Annotated in this window: 10 protein-coding genes; 1 reads left to right on the plus strand and 9 read right to left on the minus strand. The window is 60.2% G+C overall.

Annotated features, from left to right (window positions below):
• Positions 1-27 precede the first annotated feature (27 nt).
• A complete protein-coding gene (locus ACILSR_RS23775; RefSeq protein WP_395752299.1) occupies positions 28-1,215 on the minus strand; it encodes an FG-GAP repeat domain-containing protein in 1,188 nt (395 codons plus the stop codon).
• 121 nt (positions 1,216-1,336) lie between these two features.
• Here ACILSR_RS23775 and ACILSR_RS23780 point away from each other — a divergent pair, with 121 nt between their 5' ends.
• Positions 1,337-1,726: a hypothetical protein gene (locus ACILSR_RS23780; RefSeq protein WP_395752300.1), complete on the plus strand. Its 390-nt coding sequence runs from the start codon at positions 1,337-1,339 to the stop codon at positions 1,724-1,726.
• Positions 1,727-1,732: 6 nt separating this feature from the next.
• Here ACILSR_RS23780 and ACILSR_RS23785 read toward each other — a convergent pair whose 3' ends face one another.
• From ACILSR_RS23785 to ACILSR_RS23820, 8 genes are all read right to left on the minus strand, one after another.
• Positions 1,733-4,198 (minus strand): PVC-type heme-binding CxxCH protein, encoded by a 2,466-nt coding sequence (locus tag ACILSR_RS23785; RefSeq protein ID WP_395752301.1) that lies wholly within the window; start codon positions 4,196-4,198, stop codon positions 1,733-1,735.
• Positions 4,199-4,202: 4 nt separating this feature from the next.
• The gene (locus tag ACILSR_RS23790; RefSeq protein WP_395752302.1) at positions 4,203-5,048 is read right to left on the minus strand and encodes a M15 family metallopeptidase; all 846 of its coding nucleotides are present in this window, start codon (positions 5,046-5,048) and stop codon (positions 4,203-4,205) included.
• Between the two features lie 79 nt (positions 5,049-5,127).
• Positions 5,128-6,501 carry a hypothetical protein gene (locus ACILSR_RS23795; protein WP_395752303.1) on the minus strand — a complete coding sequence of 458 codons (1,374 nt, stop codon included), beginning with the start codon at positions 6,499-6,501 and terminating at the stop codon, positions 5,128-5,130.
• 34 nt (positions 6,502-6,535) lie between these two features.
• A complete protein-coding gene (locus tag ACILSR_RS23800; RefSeq protein ID WP_395752304.1) occupies positions 6,536-7,960 on the minus strand; it encodes a DUF1501 domain-containing protein in 1,425 nt (474 codons plus the stop codon).
• Between the two features lie 57 nt (positions 7,961-8,017).
• Positions 8,018-9,442 carry a DUF1501 domain-containing protein gene (locus ACILSR_RS23805; protein WP_395752305.1) on the minus strand — a complete coding sequence of 475 codons (1,425 nt, stop codon included), beginning with the start codon at positions 9,440-9,442 and terminating at the stop codon, positions 8,018-8,020.
• 49 nt (positions 9,443-9,491) lie between these two features.
• The gene (locus ACILSR_RS23810) at positions 9,492-11,777 is read right to left on the minus strand and encodes a c-type cytochrome domain-containing protein (protein ID WP_395752306.1); all 2,286 of its coding nucleotides are present in this window, start codon (positions 11,775-11,777) and stop codon (positions 9,492-9,494) included.
• Positions 11,777-13,987 carry a serine protease gene (locus ACILSR_RS23815; protein ID WP_395752307.1) on the minus strand — a complete coding sequence of 737 codons (2,211 nt, stop codon included), beginning with the start codon at positions 13,985-13,987 and terminating at the stop codon, positions 11,777-11,779. Before ACILSR_RS23815 ends, ACILSR_RS23810 begins: the two co-directional genes overlap by 1 nt.
• A 3-nt stretch (positions 13,988-13,990) precedes the next feature.
• Positions 13,991-16,204 (minus strand): DUF1553 domain-containing protein, encoded by a 2,214-nt coding sequence (locus ACILSR_RS23820; RefSeq protein ID WP_395752308.1) that lies wholly within the window; start codon positions 16,202-16,204, stop codon positions 13,991-13,993.
• Between the last annotated feature and the right edge of the window lie 47 nt (positions 16,205-16,251).

Consider the following 16,251-nt stretch of genomic DNA (forward strand, 5'->3'; position numbering starts at 1 on the left):
CACTTTCATTAGAGAACAACCTGACTTTTACAGCCGCGGGTTCTCATACCAGAACACACCCAGCTGATCGCGCTCCTCGCAGGTGATCACGTCCAGATCTCCATCGCCATCCAGATCCAGCGTCTGCATGAGGTCGTACTTAAGGCCCTCGGGCCCGCCCAGTGTGTGCTGCTTCCATGCCCCCTCACGCTGCTGCTCCAGCCACACAATGCCCTCAAGCTGGCCTTTGGCGTTTTCACAGGTGAACAGCAGGTCCGGCAGCTTGTCGCCATTCACATCCGCGATTTTCACCGCCTTGGCGTCACCGAGGTTGGTGCCATCCAGTTTCACCACACGCTCCTGCCAGCCACCGTCAGCTTTGCGCAGGCAGAGCACGATCTCCACCGGCTTCGCCGCCACCGCCACATCCAGCAGACCATCTCCATTCACATCCCCAAGGTCGGCAAACATCACCTGCTTGCCCAAGCCGCCGACAGCATGCTCCCTCCACGCCGCATGTTCCCGGTTTGCAGACGCGCCGGGATTTTCCAGCCAGAAGACTCCCGTGCGCTCCCCTTTGCGGTCACTGATCACCGCATCCGCATCTCCATCGCCGTCCATGTCCTGCGGCGTGACTGACATCACCCAGCCTGAGTCACGCAGCTTGTGCAATGTCCACGCCTGCAGATCATCCGCCTTCTGTGGCGCCTGCATCCAGCTCACGGCCGCCCCCTTGTTTTTCGAGGCCACCAGCAGATCAGGCCCAAACTGCCCGTCGAGATCCACCGCCGCCGCCTGCATCCACATCTGGTTTCCCGTCGCCTCTGGAAAGGCCTGCGTGGTCCATTTCCCATTCACCTGCCTGTGCCAGTAGAGCGTGCAAGTCTTGCCCTCCGTACCGCTCACCACCTCAAGTTCTCCATCTCCATCCAGATCCGCAAAGAACGCCTCCTCCACATTCTTCACCTCTCCCACGGTGATCTGCTCCCATGGCTCCCGCGCTTTGGCGGCCCCAGGATTGACGTAGATTTTCACCACACCACCCTCCTCCCAGCCGGTGACGATGTCTTGCAGCCCGTCCTTGTTCCAGTCCCCCAGTTTCACCCCGTCCGCACCACGCGATGACTTGTCGATCGTGTGCCGCTTCCACGGTGCACCAGGCGCGAGAATGACAGCCTCATCAGCTTTCAGTGAGGCTGCATAACAAAAAAGACAGAGGGTGAATATCGGACGCATGCCGGTTCTGAACGTACAAACGCAGGGCAAATCGCACCTTTTTGCGCTGGCGTGGATGCGTTCAAATAGCTTGTAGAGGCCGCTGGGATCACACTAAAATGCCCCTTGGTTCTCGCTGCCTATGAAAACACAGCTCTTCATCCCTCTGACGGTGCTTCTTTGTTTCTCCGCACCGCTTTTGGCCGACACTCCCGTCCAGGAGGCCCGCAATCATCTGGAGCACGCCATAGGCTTGCTCAATAAAAAGGAGGAGGGCGCGGGCAAAAAGCGCAAGACTTCCATTCCAAACATTCTCAGCGTCCTCTCCAACACGGAGGCTCGCCTCAATGAAGTGAAGAAGAACAAAGGCACCAACGTCAATGCGGCGCTCGAATATGTTGCCACTGCCAAGACCGAACTGGAAGCCGCAAAGGCCGGAGCCGAGTCCGAGCATCTGGACAAAGCGGAGGCGGCCCTTCAGGAAGCCCTCAAGCGCGTGCGAAAAATGGCTCAGATCAATCGGGCTCAATAAACTGCATCACGGAGCACCCGTCAAAAACGCCAGCAAATCGCGCAGCTCCACATCTGTCAGGGAAACAGGAAGCCCCTGCGGCATAAGCGATGTTTTCAGCTCCGTCCTCTTGACGATGTCCGTCTGAGGAAACGAACGCTCCTTTCCAGTCAGGTCACGAAACACTTCGGTGTTAGAGGAGCGCAGCATGATGCCGGTGAACTCGCTCCCATCCTTCAGCTTGACCTGTGAAGGGTAATACTGCGGCGCGACTTCGCGGCTCGGCTCAAGGATCGAACGCAATATCGCGGCGCGATCCCCCTGCTTCGAGACGAGGCTAAGATCCGGCCCCACCACATTGCCCCGGCCACTGTGTCGGTGGCAGGTGGCGCACAAACCAACCTTGGAATGGAAAAAGATCCGCCGTCCCGCTTCCACATCCGCCTTTCCAGGCAGCGCATCCAAAATCTTCAGCCAGGCATCCGTGTCTTCAAAAACAGGGCGCGCCGTGCTCATCTTAAACCAGCTGTCCTTGTCGGTGTAGCGCAGCGCCCTTCGCGCCTCATCGCGCAAACTGCCCTCCTTGCCCGCCGCTAGCTTCACCAGCAGCGCCTGTTCCTCGGCCTTGGTAGAACTGGCAAGCCCCTCAATGGCGTCAGCCCGTACCCCGGACTTCTGCGACTCATCCGCGGCGATCTCCGCCAGCACTGCGCGTGCGTCATCGGCATTACGCGCCGCCAGAGTGCGCACCGCTTCCTGGGACAGGACCTCATCTCCCATGGCAAAAAGTTCACGCAGCAGCGGCACCGTGATCTGCTTGTGCGTTGCCGGCGCCAGTCTCAGCGCGTAGCCCCTGAGCCGGGCTGGCGTCTTTGGATTAATGATTCGTTCCACCAGCACCTCAGCATTCGTCACTCCCGCGCCCGGATCACCGCGCAGCGTGTTCCAGGTGGCCAGCACAGCCTCAAACAAGCGGTAGTCCAGTGTCGGATCGGCAAGCAGAGCTTCCACCTGCGGTGTGAACTTCGTCAGCACCCCATCCGCAATCCAGCGCAGGCATTCGAAGCGCATTTCGGGATCGCTGTCCCCAAAAAACGCCCTTACCCACTGGTCGTCGTTTAAATCACGCCGCCGCAGTGCCACGAAGACCTGCAGCCTGTCCTGCGGCTTCAACTGCTTCACCTTCTCAGCCGTCCATTCCTCACGCGCCAGGGCGGTCAGAGCCGCATCCGCGAGGTACGCGTCCGTGCCTCGTGCAAACTGAAGCAGCTTGTTGGTTTCAGACTTGGCTTTGCCGCTTCGCAGCTCCTCAGCCAGTCGTGCGTCATCATTCGGCGGATCGGACTTCTCCTTCACCCACGGCGCTTTCGCTGCATCGATCTCCAGCTTCCAAAGCCGCCCACGCTTGTGGATGGGATACGAGCTGAACACCCAGTCATTGAGATAAAACGCGCCATCAGGTCCCACGGCCATGCACGTCGGTCGAAAGAAGTCGCTGCCCTTGACCAGCGGAATGCGCTCTGAGTTATAACCCGCCCCTTTCCGCGTCAGCGGGTAGTAATCGACACTGTGATCGCTCCAGCTCGGAATCAGTACTCCGCCCCCCAGATCCACGATCGCGCAAGGTCCTTCTCCACAGGGATGCACCATGCCCAGCGTGCCGCGCAGCTCGCCATTCATGCCCACAAACGGGTGCACCGGCGCGCTGCCATACACCCACTGGAAGCCATAGTCCGCTCCTTCCACGACATACAAAAGCCGGCACGGCGGACGGCTTCCGGGATCATTCTCCGCCGCGAAGATCTCTCCACCTTTGCGCACCAGCAGCCCAAACGGATTCCAGAACCCCCGGGCAATCCGGCGCATCTGCGAGCCATCCGCCGTGCAGCGAAACACACCGCCCTCGCCCCGCCCGCTCACCTTGCTGCCATCCTTGGCCGTCAGCGTCCAGTCCTTGCCAAAGTTCTCCCCGAGCGAAAACACCAGCCCTCCGTCCGGATGCCAGGCCATGCCGCTGAGACCGTTGTGCGGATAATCCGCCACCGAATCAAGCGTGGCCAGATTCTCCTCCACATCGCCCACACCATCACCATTGCTGTCCTTCACGCGGAGCACACGGTCCCGCTCTGCGAGATAGACCCACCCGTCCGGGCCGATCTCCACATGCATCGTCGCGTCTGTCTTGTTGTAAAACACCCGGCGGTTTTTGCCGTTCGCATCGAAGACCACCACCTCATCATGCACCGGCCCGTCATAATCATCCGGACGAAAGTGCGTGTGGCAGGAGATGGAATAGATGTTCCCGTTCTTGTCCACCGCGATGCCCGTCGGCGTGACCAGGTCAGGATGCTCGGCCAGCAGGGTGAGTTTGACGCCAGGCTGCAATGTTTCGATCTGCGGCGGCAGTTGGTCTGGCACCACAGGCGCTTTGGTCGGCGTTGCGCCCAGCGCTGCCATGGCTGGCAGCAAAAAAAGGAGAGGGAGTGGTTTCATGAGATCAGGTGTTTCGGGCACGTTCCAGAGCCGCGGCGATTTCTTTTTCGATGACCGGCAGCGGATTGAGCAAAGCGAGCGGATCAGGCACAGGCGTCACCTCATTGGTCCGCGGATCCCAGTTCACCGGACCAAAGCGGCAGGGCGCTGGGTTTCCGGTGAGAATGTGCATCCCGGCGTCATCCTTATCAAAGTGCCAGAACTCGAACGGGAAATGAATGAATCCATGCTTCTCCATCATCGCGGCAATCTCCAGTCGAGTCGCCACAATCTCAGGTGCCACAAATGGCGACCGCATGGGCGTGCACTCACTCATTTCGAGATACGGATAACCACGCCACACCTCGCTCCCATCGTCACGCCGGAAGACCGAAATGTCGATGGCCGATCCCGACATGTGCGCCCCAATCTTGGGCATGTTCGCCGTCAGCACGATGGCGCGCCGGAACATCATCTCCGTGCTTGGGATCTCCCCGCCGAGCTCCCAGATGCATTTCTTCAAAACCGTGTCGAACACCGAGGGCTTGCGCACCAGTTGCCGCTGCATGTCCAGCGATCGAAAGCCGTCCTCGATCTTCAGCACCCAGCCGCGTTCATTCATCTCGCGCCCGATGGTGACAACATCACGCACCAGACTTTCGCGCAGAAAGTACACCCGCTCGAGATCGCCAGCAATCTTGCTGGTGGAGAACAGCATCTCCACACCCGCGGCAGCCGCAGCATCGGGGATCGAGGCAAAACGCTCACCACACTCATTCACTGGAAACTCGATAAGCTTCTGCACGATAGCATAGCCTTGCTCCATTTGTTCGGTCCAGTAGGCGCGTCGTGCTGCTTCGTCGTTGCTCATGATTGTTTGGCAGGTTTTTCTCGCCTCCATCTCTCCACACAGGACCTGAAGGGCAAATGATCCATTGAAATGCGAGGGTTCAGGGTCGGGTGGAGGCCGCTGGCTGCAGCCGGGCCTTCTCCTCGGCTTCCCTTTTCAGCAGATCTTTGGGGTGCTTCGAAAAACTCGCAAACACATCTCCAACGACCCGGTCCGCCAGTTCGCCAAGCTTCTGCAAAATGATCGGCTCAGCCTCAGGCTTCAGCTTCGACAAATTCGGCTCATACCCACCCACCTTGTGGGATTCCTCGGTGGCAATGTATCCGATGTTTCCGTTGGCGTAGCCGACGATGATGGGCGTGGCCCGGTTCGCGATGGCTTTCTCCAGCTTGAACCCATACTCCACCATCGGTTCCCCTGGCATGGTCAGCAGCAGAAACGGGCCGATCTTCATCGCCATCAGTTCCGCACGCACCGGCTGCTCTTTGCCAGGAAGCTCCACCACCTCGCTGGCCACACGAATCGGATAAAAAGTCTCGCGTTTGCGCAACTGCTCCCGCGTCACACTGAAAGACGCCGCACGCGCCACAGCACCGCCGAGATCCCGCCCCGCCCACTGAATGTCCGCCTCATCAGCACAGCGGTAGGGGTAACCCGGCAGGTTCGGTCGGATGTCTCCAGCGCAGCCTTGCATGAAGAGGGCGCTCGTTTTTTGCGCGTAGCACATCTCCACAAATGTCTGCGCCTCGCCCGGAAAGTCCGCGCTCAGTTTTGGATACCCCTTCGGATAAGGCTGCGTGCCTTTGTCACCCCACGTGAAAAAACAAGGATGGCAGACCGCATGCATGATCACAGCCATAGGCGTGAGCGTGGCGCCATCATCGAAGCGCAGCACCTTCACTCGCGGGTCGTTCGGTCCCTCGGGGTTCAGGCTCACCACCGCACGGCCATCGTAGGTCTTGCGGCGGTTGATGCCGAAACTGATGCGATCTTCCCCATAACCTAGGCTTGCCGTCTTCATGCCTGCGGCAGCCTCCTTGGCGGCCGCTCCGAGCTTGTTGATCAAAACCGCCGCCCATCTCATGTTCTCGAGGTAGCCCGGGGCCGAATGGTTGTGTGAAGCGGCGATGAGAATGTTCGCGGCCGGCACGCCCGCCTCGGCCTCGATCCGCGCGCGCGCATCCCTCACCATGTCGTCCCATGCTCCGATGGTGTCCATCGTCACGATCGCAGCCTTGGTCTCGCCGTCATCCAGAATCAAAACCCCGGCACGCAGCGGATCCCGCACACCAGTGACCTGCCGCACATGCCCGACAATCTTGATCGCCGAAGCATCAGGCGGCGTGATGTCCACCTTCGCCACCCCCGCCTTGAGATTCGATACCACGGAAAACTGTCCGTCCTTGATCTCCTGCGCGGGCGCGCTGGAAAGGACCAGGTACAAACCAAGAAGAAGGGCTGGCCGAAGTTGCATGGCACTCTTCTACGCTCTTAAACAGCACAAATCATCACGCGATCAGCTCCGCAATGGGTCTGCCATTTTCCACAATGTGCACAGGGCGGCCATTCAGGTCATCAATGGTCACCTTGGAATAGTCGATGCCAAGGTGATGATAAATCGTGGCAAGGAAGTCGCTGGCGTTGCAAGGCCGCTCCACCACGTCTTCACCGCGTTTGTCGCTGGCGCCAATGACGCCGCCTGTCTGGATGCCACCACCCGCCCACACATTGGTGAAGGCCCGCGGCCAGTGGTCACGGCCTGGCTGCAGCGTTCCGGTGGGTCCGCTGGCATCACCAGCGCCGGTGCTGCGGTCAAAGCTGATCTTCGGCGTACGGCCAAATTCTCCGGTCACGACCACCAGCACACGCTTGTCCAGCCCGCGCGCATAGATGTCCTCGATGAGCGCGGACACCGCACGATCATAGGTAGGCATGCGGAAACGCAGCGCTTCAAACTGGTGCTGGTTTACCGCATGGTCATCCCAGTTGTTCACCCGTCCGCACAGCGGGCCGCTCAGGCTGCTGGTCACGATTTCCACGCCAGATTCAACCAGGCGGCGTGCCAGCAGAAGCTGCTGCCCCCAGCGGTTGCGCCCGTAGCGGTCCCGAATGGCGGGATCTTCCTTGCTCAGGTCAAAAGCATCGCGGGTATGCGGGTTTGTCAGCAGCGTGGCCGCCTGCGCTTCAAATTCATCCAGCGCTCCAAGCTCGCCCTCGCGGTCAAACGCCCGCTCCATCTTGTCCAAGCTTTTCCTCAGCGCGATGCGGTCGCTGAGACGGCGGGTTTCCGAATCATCGGAGAGGCCGATGTTCGGCACCTGGAAGCTCGGGCGGTTCGGATCATCGCTCACCGCAAAGGGTGCATACGCGTCCCCAAGATACGCCGGGCTGGAATACTCGGGCGAGGCTGCAGGCACGCCGATGTAATTGGGCAGCGGATTGGAACGTCCACCGTCCTTGGCACGCAGGTAATGCGCCACGGACATCCAGTCCGGCAGTCTCGGCTTCGGCTTGTCGCGCGTGTCGCTGTCACCGGAAAACATCTGCATGGTCCCCGCCGGGTGCCCGCCTGCGGATTGATGCATGGATCGCACAATCGTAAACTTGTCTGCAATCTTAGCGTTCATCGGCAGCATCTCCGTGAATATCGTACCGGGCACCTTGGTGCTGATCGTCTTGAACGGACCGCGGTACTCGCTGCTGGCCTCCGGCTTCGGATCGTAAGTGTCAATGTGCGACTGCCCGCCCGGCAGCCAGACCATGATGATTGATTTGCGCTCACCCTTCGGCTTCGCCGCATTCTCCGCGCGCAGCTTGAGCAGCCCCGGCCAGCTCAGAGTCGCCATTCCCGACAGGCCAAACTGCATGAATCCACGGCGCGACAGCGGACCGGCACAACGAACAAGGGATGGAGACTGAATGATGGATGACATGCTCTTAAAAATACGCTCGGCGTTGCTTGTGTTTATCTGGTAATGCTTGGACAAAACTCACGCGATCAGTTCTGAGATCGGACGTCCGTGATCGACAATGGGCCTGGGCCGGCCGTTGAAATCCTCGATCGTCACTTTGGAGGCATCGATGCCCAGATGGTGGTAAATCGTGGCAAGAAAATCCCCGGCACTGCAGGGCCGTTCGATCACGTCTTCGCCTCGTTTGTCCGTGGCGCCGATGGCCGTCCCGGTCTGGATTCCACCGCCGGCCCAGATATTGGAAAAAGCCCTCGGCCAGTGGTCGCGTCCCGGCTGCAGCGTCCCCGCAGGTCCGCTGGCGTCCCCCGCGCCCGTGCTGCGGTCAAAGGTGATTTTCGGCGTGCGGCCAAACTCCCCCGTGACGACCACGAGCACCCGTTTGTCCAGACCACGCGCATAAATATCTTCGATCAGCGAGGATACCGCCTGGTCATAATTTCCCATCCGGAACCGCAGCGCCTCAAAGATGTGATGGTCCACCGCGTGGTCGTCCCAGACCTGCGTGCGTCCGCAGAGCGGGCCATGCAGGCTGCTGGTGATGATTTCCACACCCGCCTCCACCAGACGGCGCGCGAGCAGCAGCTGCTGCCCCCAGCGGTTGCGTCCATAACGATCCCGCGTCCGCGCATCTTCTTTGCTCAGGTCAAAGGCATCGCGGGTTTGTGAATTCGTGAGCAGGGACATCGCCTGGGACTCAAACTGATCCAGTGCGTGGAGCTCCCCCTGCCGGTCAAACGCACGCTCCATCTTGTCGAGGCTGCGGCGGAGTGCGATTCGGTCGCTCAGCCGCCGGGATTCCGCCTCATCTGCCAGACCGATGTTTGGCACCTCAAAGCGGGGACGATTCGGATCTTCACTCACCGCAAACGCCGCATAAGCTTCGCCCAGATACGCCGGGCCACAGTAGGTTGAGTTGATCGGATTCACGCTGACGTAATTGGGCAGGGCCGCAGCTCGGGGAGCTTCCTTGGACCTCAGGTAATGCGCCACCGACATCCAGTCTGGCAGGCGCGGTGCCGGTTTGTCGCGGGTGTCGGGGTCTCCCGAGAGCATCTGCAGTGTTCCAGCAGGATGGCCGCCCGCAGTCTGGTTCATCGAGCGCAGCACGGTGAATTTGTCCGCGATCTTTGCCTGCAAGGGCATCAGCTCCGTAAAGTGCATTCCAGGCACCTTCGTCGGAATCGTCTTGAACGGCCCGCGGTATTCGCTGCTGGAGTCAGGCTTCGGATCATACGTGTCCAGGTGGGACTGCCCGCCAGGCAGCCAGACCATGATGATGGCCTTGCGCTCTGCTTTGGACTTCGCCGCATTCTCCGCCCGGAGCCTGAGCAGGTCAGGCCAGCTCAATGCCACCATTCCGGACAGGCCAAACTGCATGAAGCCACGCCTTGACAGAGGACCGGCGCACCGGATGCGGGATGGAGGCTGAATGAGGGAGGACATAGGAGGAGGTCACGCGGTCAATGATGAGTCGAAATTCCTCCCCGAACGGCTACTTCCCTCCAAACACCGCCAGTTCCTTTCCAGCGCCGTCCCAGATGCGCAGCATGCTGTCTTCACCACCGCCTATAATGGCGCTGCCATTGGGCGCACAGACTGCGGCCTGCATGTAATCGGGCAGATTGGCCATGGCGCGCACTTCCGTGCCATCATCGGTCACGATGCGTATGCGGTTGTCACCCGCGGAGGTGACAATTTGATTGGTGGCACCGATGAACTGCAGGGAGGTCACCTCCTTGGTCCAGCCTTCGATCTTTCGCTTCCGTTCACCGATGATCATGTCCCAGGTCACCACGGTGCCTTCCGCGCCAGCGGTGGCCAGCACCCGGCCGTCGCTGCGGAATGCCACCCCCATGACGTGATGTGTGTGCCCTTCAAAAAGATTCACCTGCTTGCCGGTGGCGACGTCCGTCACGCGGGCGATCTTGTCCGCACCACCTGATGCGAGGCGTTTTCCATCCGGGGAGTAATCAAGGCACAGCACGGTGTCCGTGTGCTTTTCCTTCCAGGATTGCGTTACCTTGCCGGTGGCTGCGTCGAAGAAGATGATGTCCCCGCTGCGCGAGAGTTCGCCGCCACCGGTGGCGAGTACTTTGCCGTCCGGGCTGAAGCGCACGGCGTTCACACGGTCGGCAAAAAGACCCTTTTGATCAATTTTTCGCTCCAATGCCCAGCGTGGCGGGCTGCCCACCGTCTGGGTGATGGCCTTGGTGGCGGTGAACGTGCCGTCTGACGTGGAGGTGATCGTCGTGATGGCGGCGGTCTTCCCAGAACTCTCCTCGACTGGCATGCCCGTGGCCGCGGCCCACACGCGCAGCGTGCCATCGTCAAACAGTGAGGCCACCCGCAGTGAATCGGCGGAGAAAGAAACCGCAATGGGTTTTGCGCCGCCCTTGGTCTGTTCGAGTTTCGCCGCGGCAAGATCAGCCGTCGCCTTGTCCTGCAAGGTCTTCGCGGCAGCACTCGCCGCGTTTGCCGCGGCGATGGCCTTGGCATTGACGGCTTTGGAATCGGAGATGCGTTTCACATCGTCCTCGGCATCCTTCACGTTGCTCTGCGCGGCGTTGACGGCCGCAAGCGCGGAGACTTCCGTCATGTTTGCGGTGATGAACTTTTCCTGCGCATCTTTGAGCTGCTTTTCCAAAGCGGCGTCGGGCTTGCCTGCAGGAACGGCTTTGATCTTTGCGGCCACTTCATCGACGGCCTTTTGCGCCGCGGCCTTGGCCTCAGTGGTCGGTGGCACGGCTTTGTGCTTTTCCGGCAGCACCTTGCTCATGGCCACGATTGCCTCCTTGGCCTTGCCCAGCAAAACGTCGAGCGCCTTGTCCTGCGCTTCGATGCGCGCGACTTCGCTCTTTTGGAAAGCCTGCTCCAGAGTCTGCGAGGCGATGGTCCACTCCAGCTCCGCCATTTTCCTGGCAGCCGCCACACTGCCGCGCAGTTCGATGACCGGCTTCACGGCAGCCACATCCCACACGCGCACGGAACCGTCATCACAGCCGGTGACGGCCTGCTTGCCATCGGCAGACAGCGCACTGCTCAGCACGGTCACCTTGCCTGTGGTGGCGATCTTTTTGAGAAGATCCGCACCCGCAGGAGACGAGGCAGACTTTGCGGTGCTTGCCGCCGGCTTGGTTTCCGCCAGTTTCCAAATTTTCACCTCCCGGAAGCTGCCGCTGGCCAGACGTGTGCCGTCTGGGCTGAACGCAAGAGACTGCACCAAGGCGCGATGTGATGCGCCATTCTTCTCTGCAGGATCACTGATGTAAGTGACGAACTGGCGTGTGGCCAGGTCATAGACGTCGATATGGTTGGACCGACCGCAGGCCACATAGCGGCCGTCCTTCGTCATCGCCACGCAGTAGATGGGATCGATGCTGGCGGAAAACGCCTGAAGCACCACGGCACGCTCTTCCATGACAGAGCCTTTTGCACCCTGATCAATCCACAGCTTCAAGGTGGCAATCTGTTCCGGGATCAGGTTCACCGCGCCTGACTTGTTGTTCGGCGGCGGCATCTCCATGTCCTTCTGATGAAGTGACGCCGTCACGATCAGACTTTCGGCACCCTTTCCGGGGATGATCGCGGGGCCGCTTTCGCCGCCCTTGATCATGAGTTCCGGCGTCTCCATGTTAAGGTCCGCCTTCGTCGTCGTCTTGTTATGGCAGGAGATGCAGTTCGCCTTCAGAAAAGGATAAACATCCCGAAAGTAATCGAGATCGGCAGCCACTGCTGGAAGCGACGCGCAAAGAAGGGCAATGAGCGGAAAGGGCTTCATCACTTGCTGGCGGTGGTGGCTGCTGCGGGTTTTACAGAAACACGAATGGGTTCCGAAATCAGAATCTCCACCGTGTCGGTGGGGGACGCCGCGGTGGTCACGGCCTTCATGCGGTTGGTGGCGGCGGCCATCGCGGCATCCGCCTGCTTTTGTTTTTCAGCGGCCTTCTTCGCAGCCTCGGCATCCGTGGCCGCGATTTTTTTGGCCTCCGCGGCCGCTGCGATGGCAGTCTGCTCTGCCTTCTTCTGCTCAGCTTCGGCCAGTGGCACGGCAGCGGGATTGTAGCGATATTTGCAGATGCCCAGGCTCTGGAAGGCGAAGGTGTAGTCTCCCGGCGCGATCTTCAATGCCGCAAGATCCAGCACGGCGTCGAACGTGGCTGCCTTGAGTGGAATGTCGAACTCCTTGATGGCGCTGAAGCCATCGCCATAGGCCTTCACCTTGATCGACGTGCCGTTGAAATCATTGCGCCAGGTCAGCTTGAGCGGGATTTTGAGCGTCTCGCCCGCCTTGGCTTCGAAAACCTTGCTCTCGGCAGGTGCGATGGTCAGCGGTGCCTGTTCGGACTCGCTCACAGAAACCGGAACGTCAGCCATGAGACGTGGCGCTGGGATCTCGCCCTTCGCATCTTTGACAGGCCACTCCATGCTGGCCAGATGCACCGGGTGCGTCACGACAGCGCCATTGATCGTGGATTTTCCAAAAACTTTGCCAAGGGAGAAGCCGCGCTTGGCATCGCTGGATGCTGTGAGAATGAGGTGGCCGTAGGGCTTGCCCTTGGCGATCTTCAATCCCGCGGCGCTCACGCCCGGCGGCAAATTTTCCATGCCGATCTCAATCTCTCCATCAAAGCCATCGCGGCGCTGCACCACAACTTCAAAGGCACGCGTCTCGCCAGCACGCAGAGCCATCGGTTTTGAGAGTGCTGCGCGGTCGCCATTGCGCAGCGTCATGTGAACGGCCCAGGCGGCGAGGGAGAAATCTGGCGCAGCCTGACGCACGATGAGGCGGTAGATGTTGTTCGCGTCGCTTCGGGTGCCGCCAAAGAGGTCGCGCACCTGCAGGCGGTAGGTGCCGTCTTCCTTGACCTCAAACTTGCCGTTCACATCCGGCGATCCGGCATCATAAGGCGGGCCATCATACGAATAGCCGTTGCTCGTCACCTTCATCGGAGGAGCGATGTCATAAAGCTCAGCCACATCGACCAGCGTCTCTTTGCCATTCGTTTCCTTCACCTGCTGCACCAGGACAAACGGATCCGTGTTCAAACCAAGCCGCTCTGAGCCCACCTCAACCCACCAAGTCTCGCCTTTTTTGGCCGTGAACTGGAAGGTATCCACGTCTGCCGCTGGGAAGAACGCGCCTGCAATGTCGCAAGGAAGGGAGATTTTCTGCGCTTCGGCAGGTTTGTTGTTCGGCTCCGCTTCATTCGTCCTCGCGCTCTCGGCCAGGCCGGATGGTGGCCAGGACATCGCGCTGACGGTCTGTGTTTGCGGCTGGCGCGGCGCAGGGCCGTTGCCAGGAACTTCCTGGAGGGCAAGTCGGTAGAACAAACGGTCGCCACCCTGATAGGTCAGGTCGCTGACCTTGATCAAGTAGGTGCCATCGGCAGGCGGAATGAAGTCGATCACGCCTCCCGTGCGGTTCACTTTGAGATCGCCGCCCTTGGCGTCTGCCAGAATGACCACCGGAGTCAGCCGGGAGTCGATCCCCGTCGCAGCGCAGTCCACTGCCACTCGTTTCCCTTTCGTGCCTTGGAATGCATAGAAATCCACCGCCCGTTTCGTCATCGTCGCATTGCAGATGGTTCCCACCGGCAGGGCCATGGCTGTCTCCACCGAGTTGTTTGGCTTGCTGCGCACCACCTCCGGCAGCTTGTTCACGGAGAAAGCGCGTGTCGAGGAGACTCCAAGCCGGGACATCACACGGGCGTCATAAACGCCCACCGGCGTATCTGCTGCGATGCTGACCTTGAACTTGTTTTCCGTGCCAGCGACCGGCTGCGCGGTAATCTTGGGATTGGAGAACATCAGCGCACTGATATCCTCCGTATTCTCCCCGGTGATGGTGACCTCGACCGTCGTGCCTGCCTGGCCGCCCATGGGCATGACCGTGAGCAGACGCGGAAGCGGCAGCGTAACCTGCTGAGCAAGGGCTGAGGAAGCCATCAAGGCACCGGCAGTCAGGATGAGGGTGTATTTCGCAAACATAAATCAGTGATTGTAGAGGAACTCTTTGGTGTTCAGCAGCGCCCAGAGGAGGTCTTCGTAGCCGTTGCGTCTGGCGCGCTGGGAATCGAGCGGTTTGCCTGTTGCATCGTTGCGCGGCTTGAGGACGTAAGATTCACTGATATGCACTTCATCGGCGGTGGGTTCGCGGGAGAACGCGGCGAGGTACAGCTCGCGGATGCGCTTGGGCTCGGGCATCTCGGCCTTGCTCAAGGTTTCAGCGCGACCACCGCTGGCGGTGAGCTTGGCCTTCACATCGGAGGCATTCATGAGGTGCAGGCTCTGCGCGAGGCTGGCGGACTGCACGCGCTCGCATTCACAAACACTGGCACCTTCGGGACGGCCGAAGACCTTCAGGAATGGCGAAGCACGGTTGTAGCTGTTGTCCGGCAGTGAAATGGCGCGTGTGCCGGCGGGCAGGTCGGCAAAGTCGGACTTGGCGCCGGTGACCATGTCGATGCTGTCGAGCATGACTTCGGCGGTCATGCGTTTCGGGTAATAATGGGAGTAGGCCTGAAGGTCGATGCCGTTGTGCTGGTTTGGAATGGAGCTAAGCTGATAGGCGTGGCTCTGCACCATGGTGCGCACGAGTGCCTTGAGGTCGTAACCGCTGTCCGTGAAACTTTTGGCCAGGGCGTCAAAGAGTTCCGGGTTGGTGGGCGGGTTGGTGTCGCGCAGATCGTCCTCGGGTTCCACAAGGCCGCGTTTGAAGAAGTGCTTCCAGTAGCGGTTCACGAGAGACTTGGCGAAGAAGGGGTTGTCCTTCTTGCTCATCCAGTCGACCAGCGCGAGGCGGGGATCGTCGTCGGGGGCGATGTCGAGCTCGGGTTCGCCGAGACCGGCCGGCTTGAGCATGACTCGGGTTTTACGATGCTCGGTCTGGGCGATGCCGCGCTTGTGGAAAATGAGGTCTTCTCCAGCAATGGCGGTAGGTTTGCGGCCAATCTGGCTGAAAAAGGCGGCGAGGTGGTAATACTCGGCCTGGGTCCAGCGCTCAAAGGGATGATGGTGACATTGCGCGCACTGCATGCGCACGCCGAGGAAAAGCTGCGCAACATCCTCAAGCTGCGTCGTGGGTTCTTTAACGCGCTTATACCAAGCCACCGGCGGATTGGAGACAATGGTGCCGGTGGAGGCGAGGATCTGACGCACGATCTGGTCGTATTTGGTATTCGCGAGCAGGCTGTCGCGCATCCAGGCATGAAAGGCGAAATTTGAGGTGATGTCGGCGGCTTCTGAGCGGGTGTTTTTGAGAAGGGCGGTCCACTTGTTGGCAAAGTAGTCGGCGTAGTCCGGGCTGTTGAGCAGGGCTTCAATGGCGCGGTCACGCTTGTCGGGTTCGTGGCTGGCGAGGAAGGCTTTGGTCTCTGCTTCAGTGGGAAGGCGGCCGCCGATGTCGAGGGAGACGCGGCGGAGGAAGGTGGAGTCATCGCAGATCGGCGAAGGAGGAACGCCGATCTGCTTCAGGTTGGCGAAGACGTGCTGGTCGATGAAGTTCTTCACCGGCGGGAGGGAGTCAACAGGTGCACCAAGTGGAACGGAGACGCTGCAAACGGAAACGAGGCCACCATAGCGGACCATGACGGCCACATTCCCGGGAAGGTCGAAGGTTTTTACAAGGCCCTGCTCGCCGGCCTCGGCCATGGCGCGGTCGTTGGCCTCGAACAGAGCCTGGCGGGTGACATCGCGGCTGGTGCCGTCGGAGTAGCGTGCGGTGACCTTGAGCTGCTGCGTGGTTTTGATTTTCATCGTGGTGCGCGCTGGTTCCACGGAAATGCCGCTGAGCTTTGCCTCGTCCTTGTGGGTGTAGTTCATGCCTTCGGCGATCCAGCGCACGAGGGTCTTGTAATCTTCTGAGCCTGGCTCGAGGTGCTTGCCGCCGGTGTGGGGCACGATGGCGGCACCTTTGGTGATGAGAAGGCTTTCCTCCGGGGCGGGTGGGAAAACGCGACGGCCCTTACCCTGTTTGACAATGGCCTCGTAGTCTTCTTCTGGCTCGAAACCGAGAACACTGAGGCGGAAGCCGCGCTGACCGGTAATGGCCTTGGCGTGACACACGCCAGCGTTGCAGCCGGACTTGGTGAGGATGGGCTGGATGTCATTCACAAAGCTGAGTGCACGGGAAGGCTCTGCCGCGAAGGTCGTGGCAGCGAGCTGCAAAAACAGGCATGCTTTGAGAAGGGCTTTCTTTTGGATCACATCAAACCTACGGTTTGCGCCTAGCCTTTTTCGCACGGGGTGACTTT

This window comes from Prosthecobacter sp. (genome assembly GCF_044222565.1).
Taxonomy (GTDB): domain Bacteria; phylum Verrucomicrobiota; class Verrucomicrobiia; order Verrucomicrobiales; family Verrucomicrobiaceae; genus Prosthecobacter.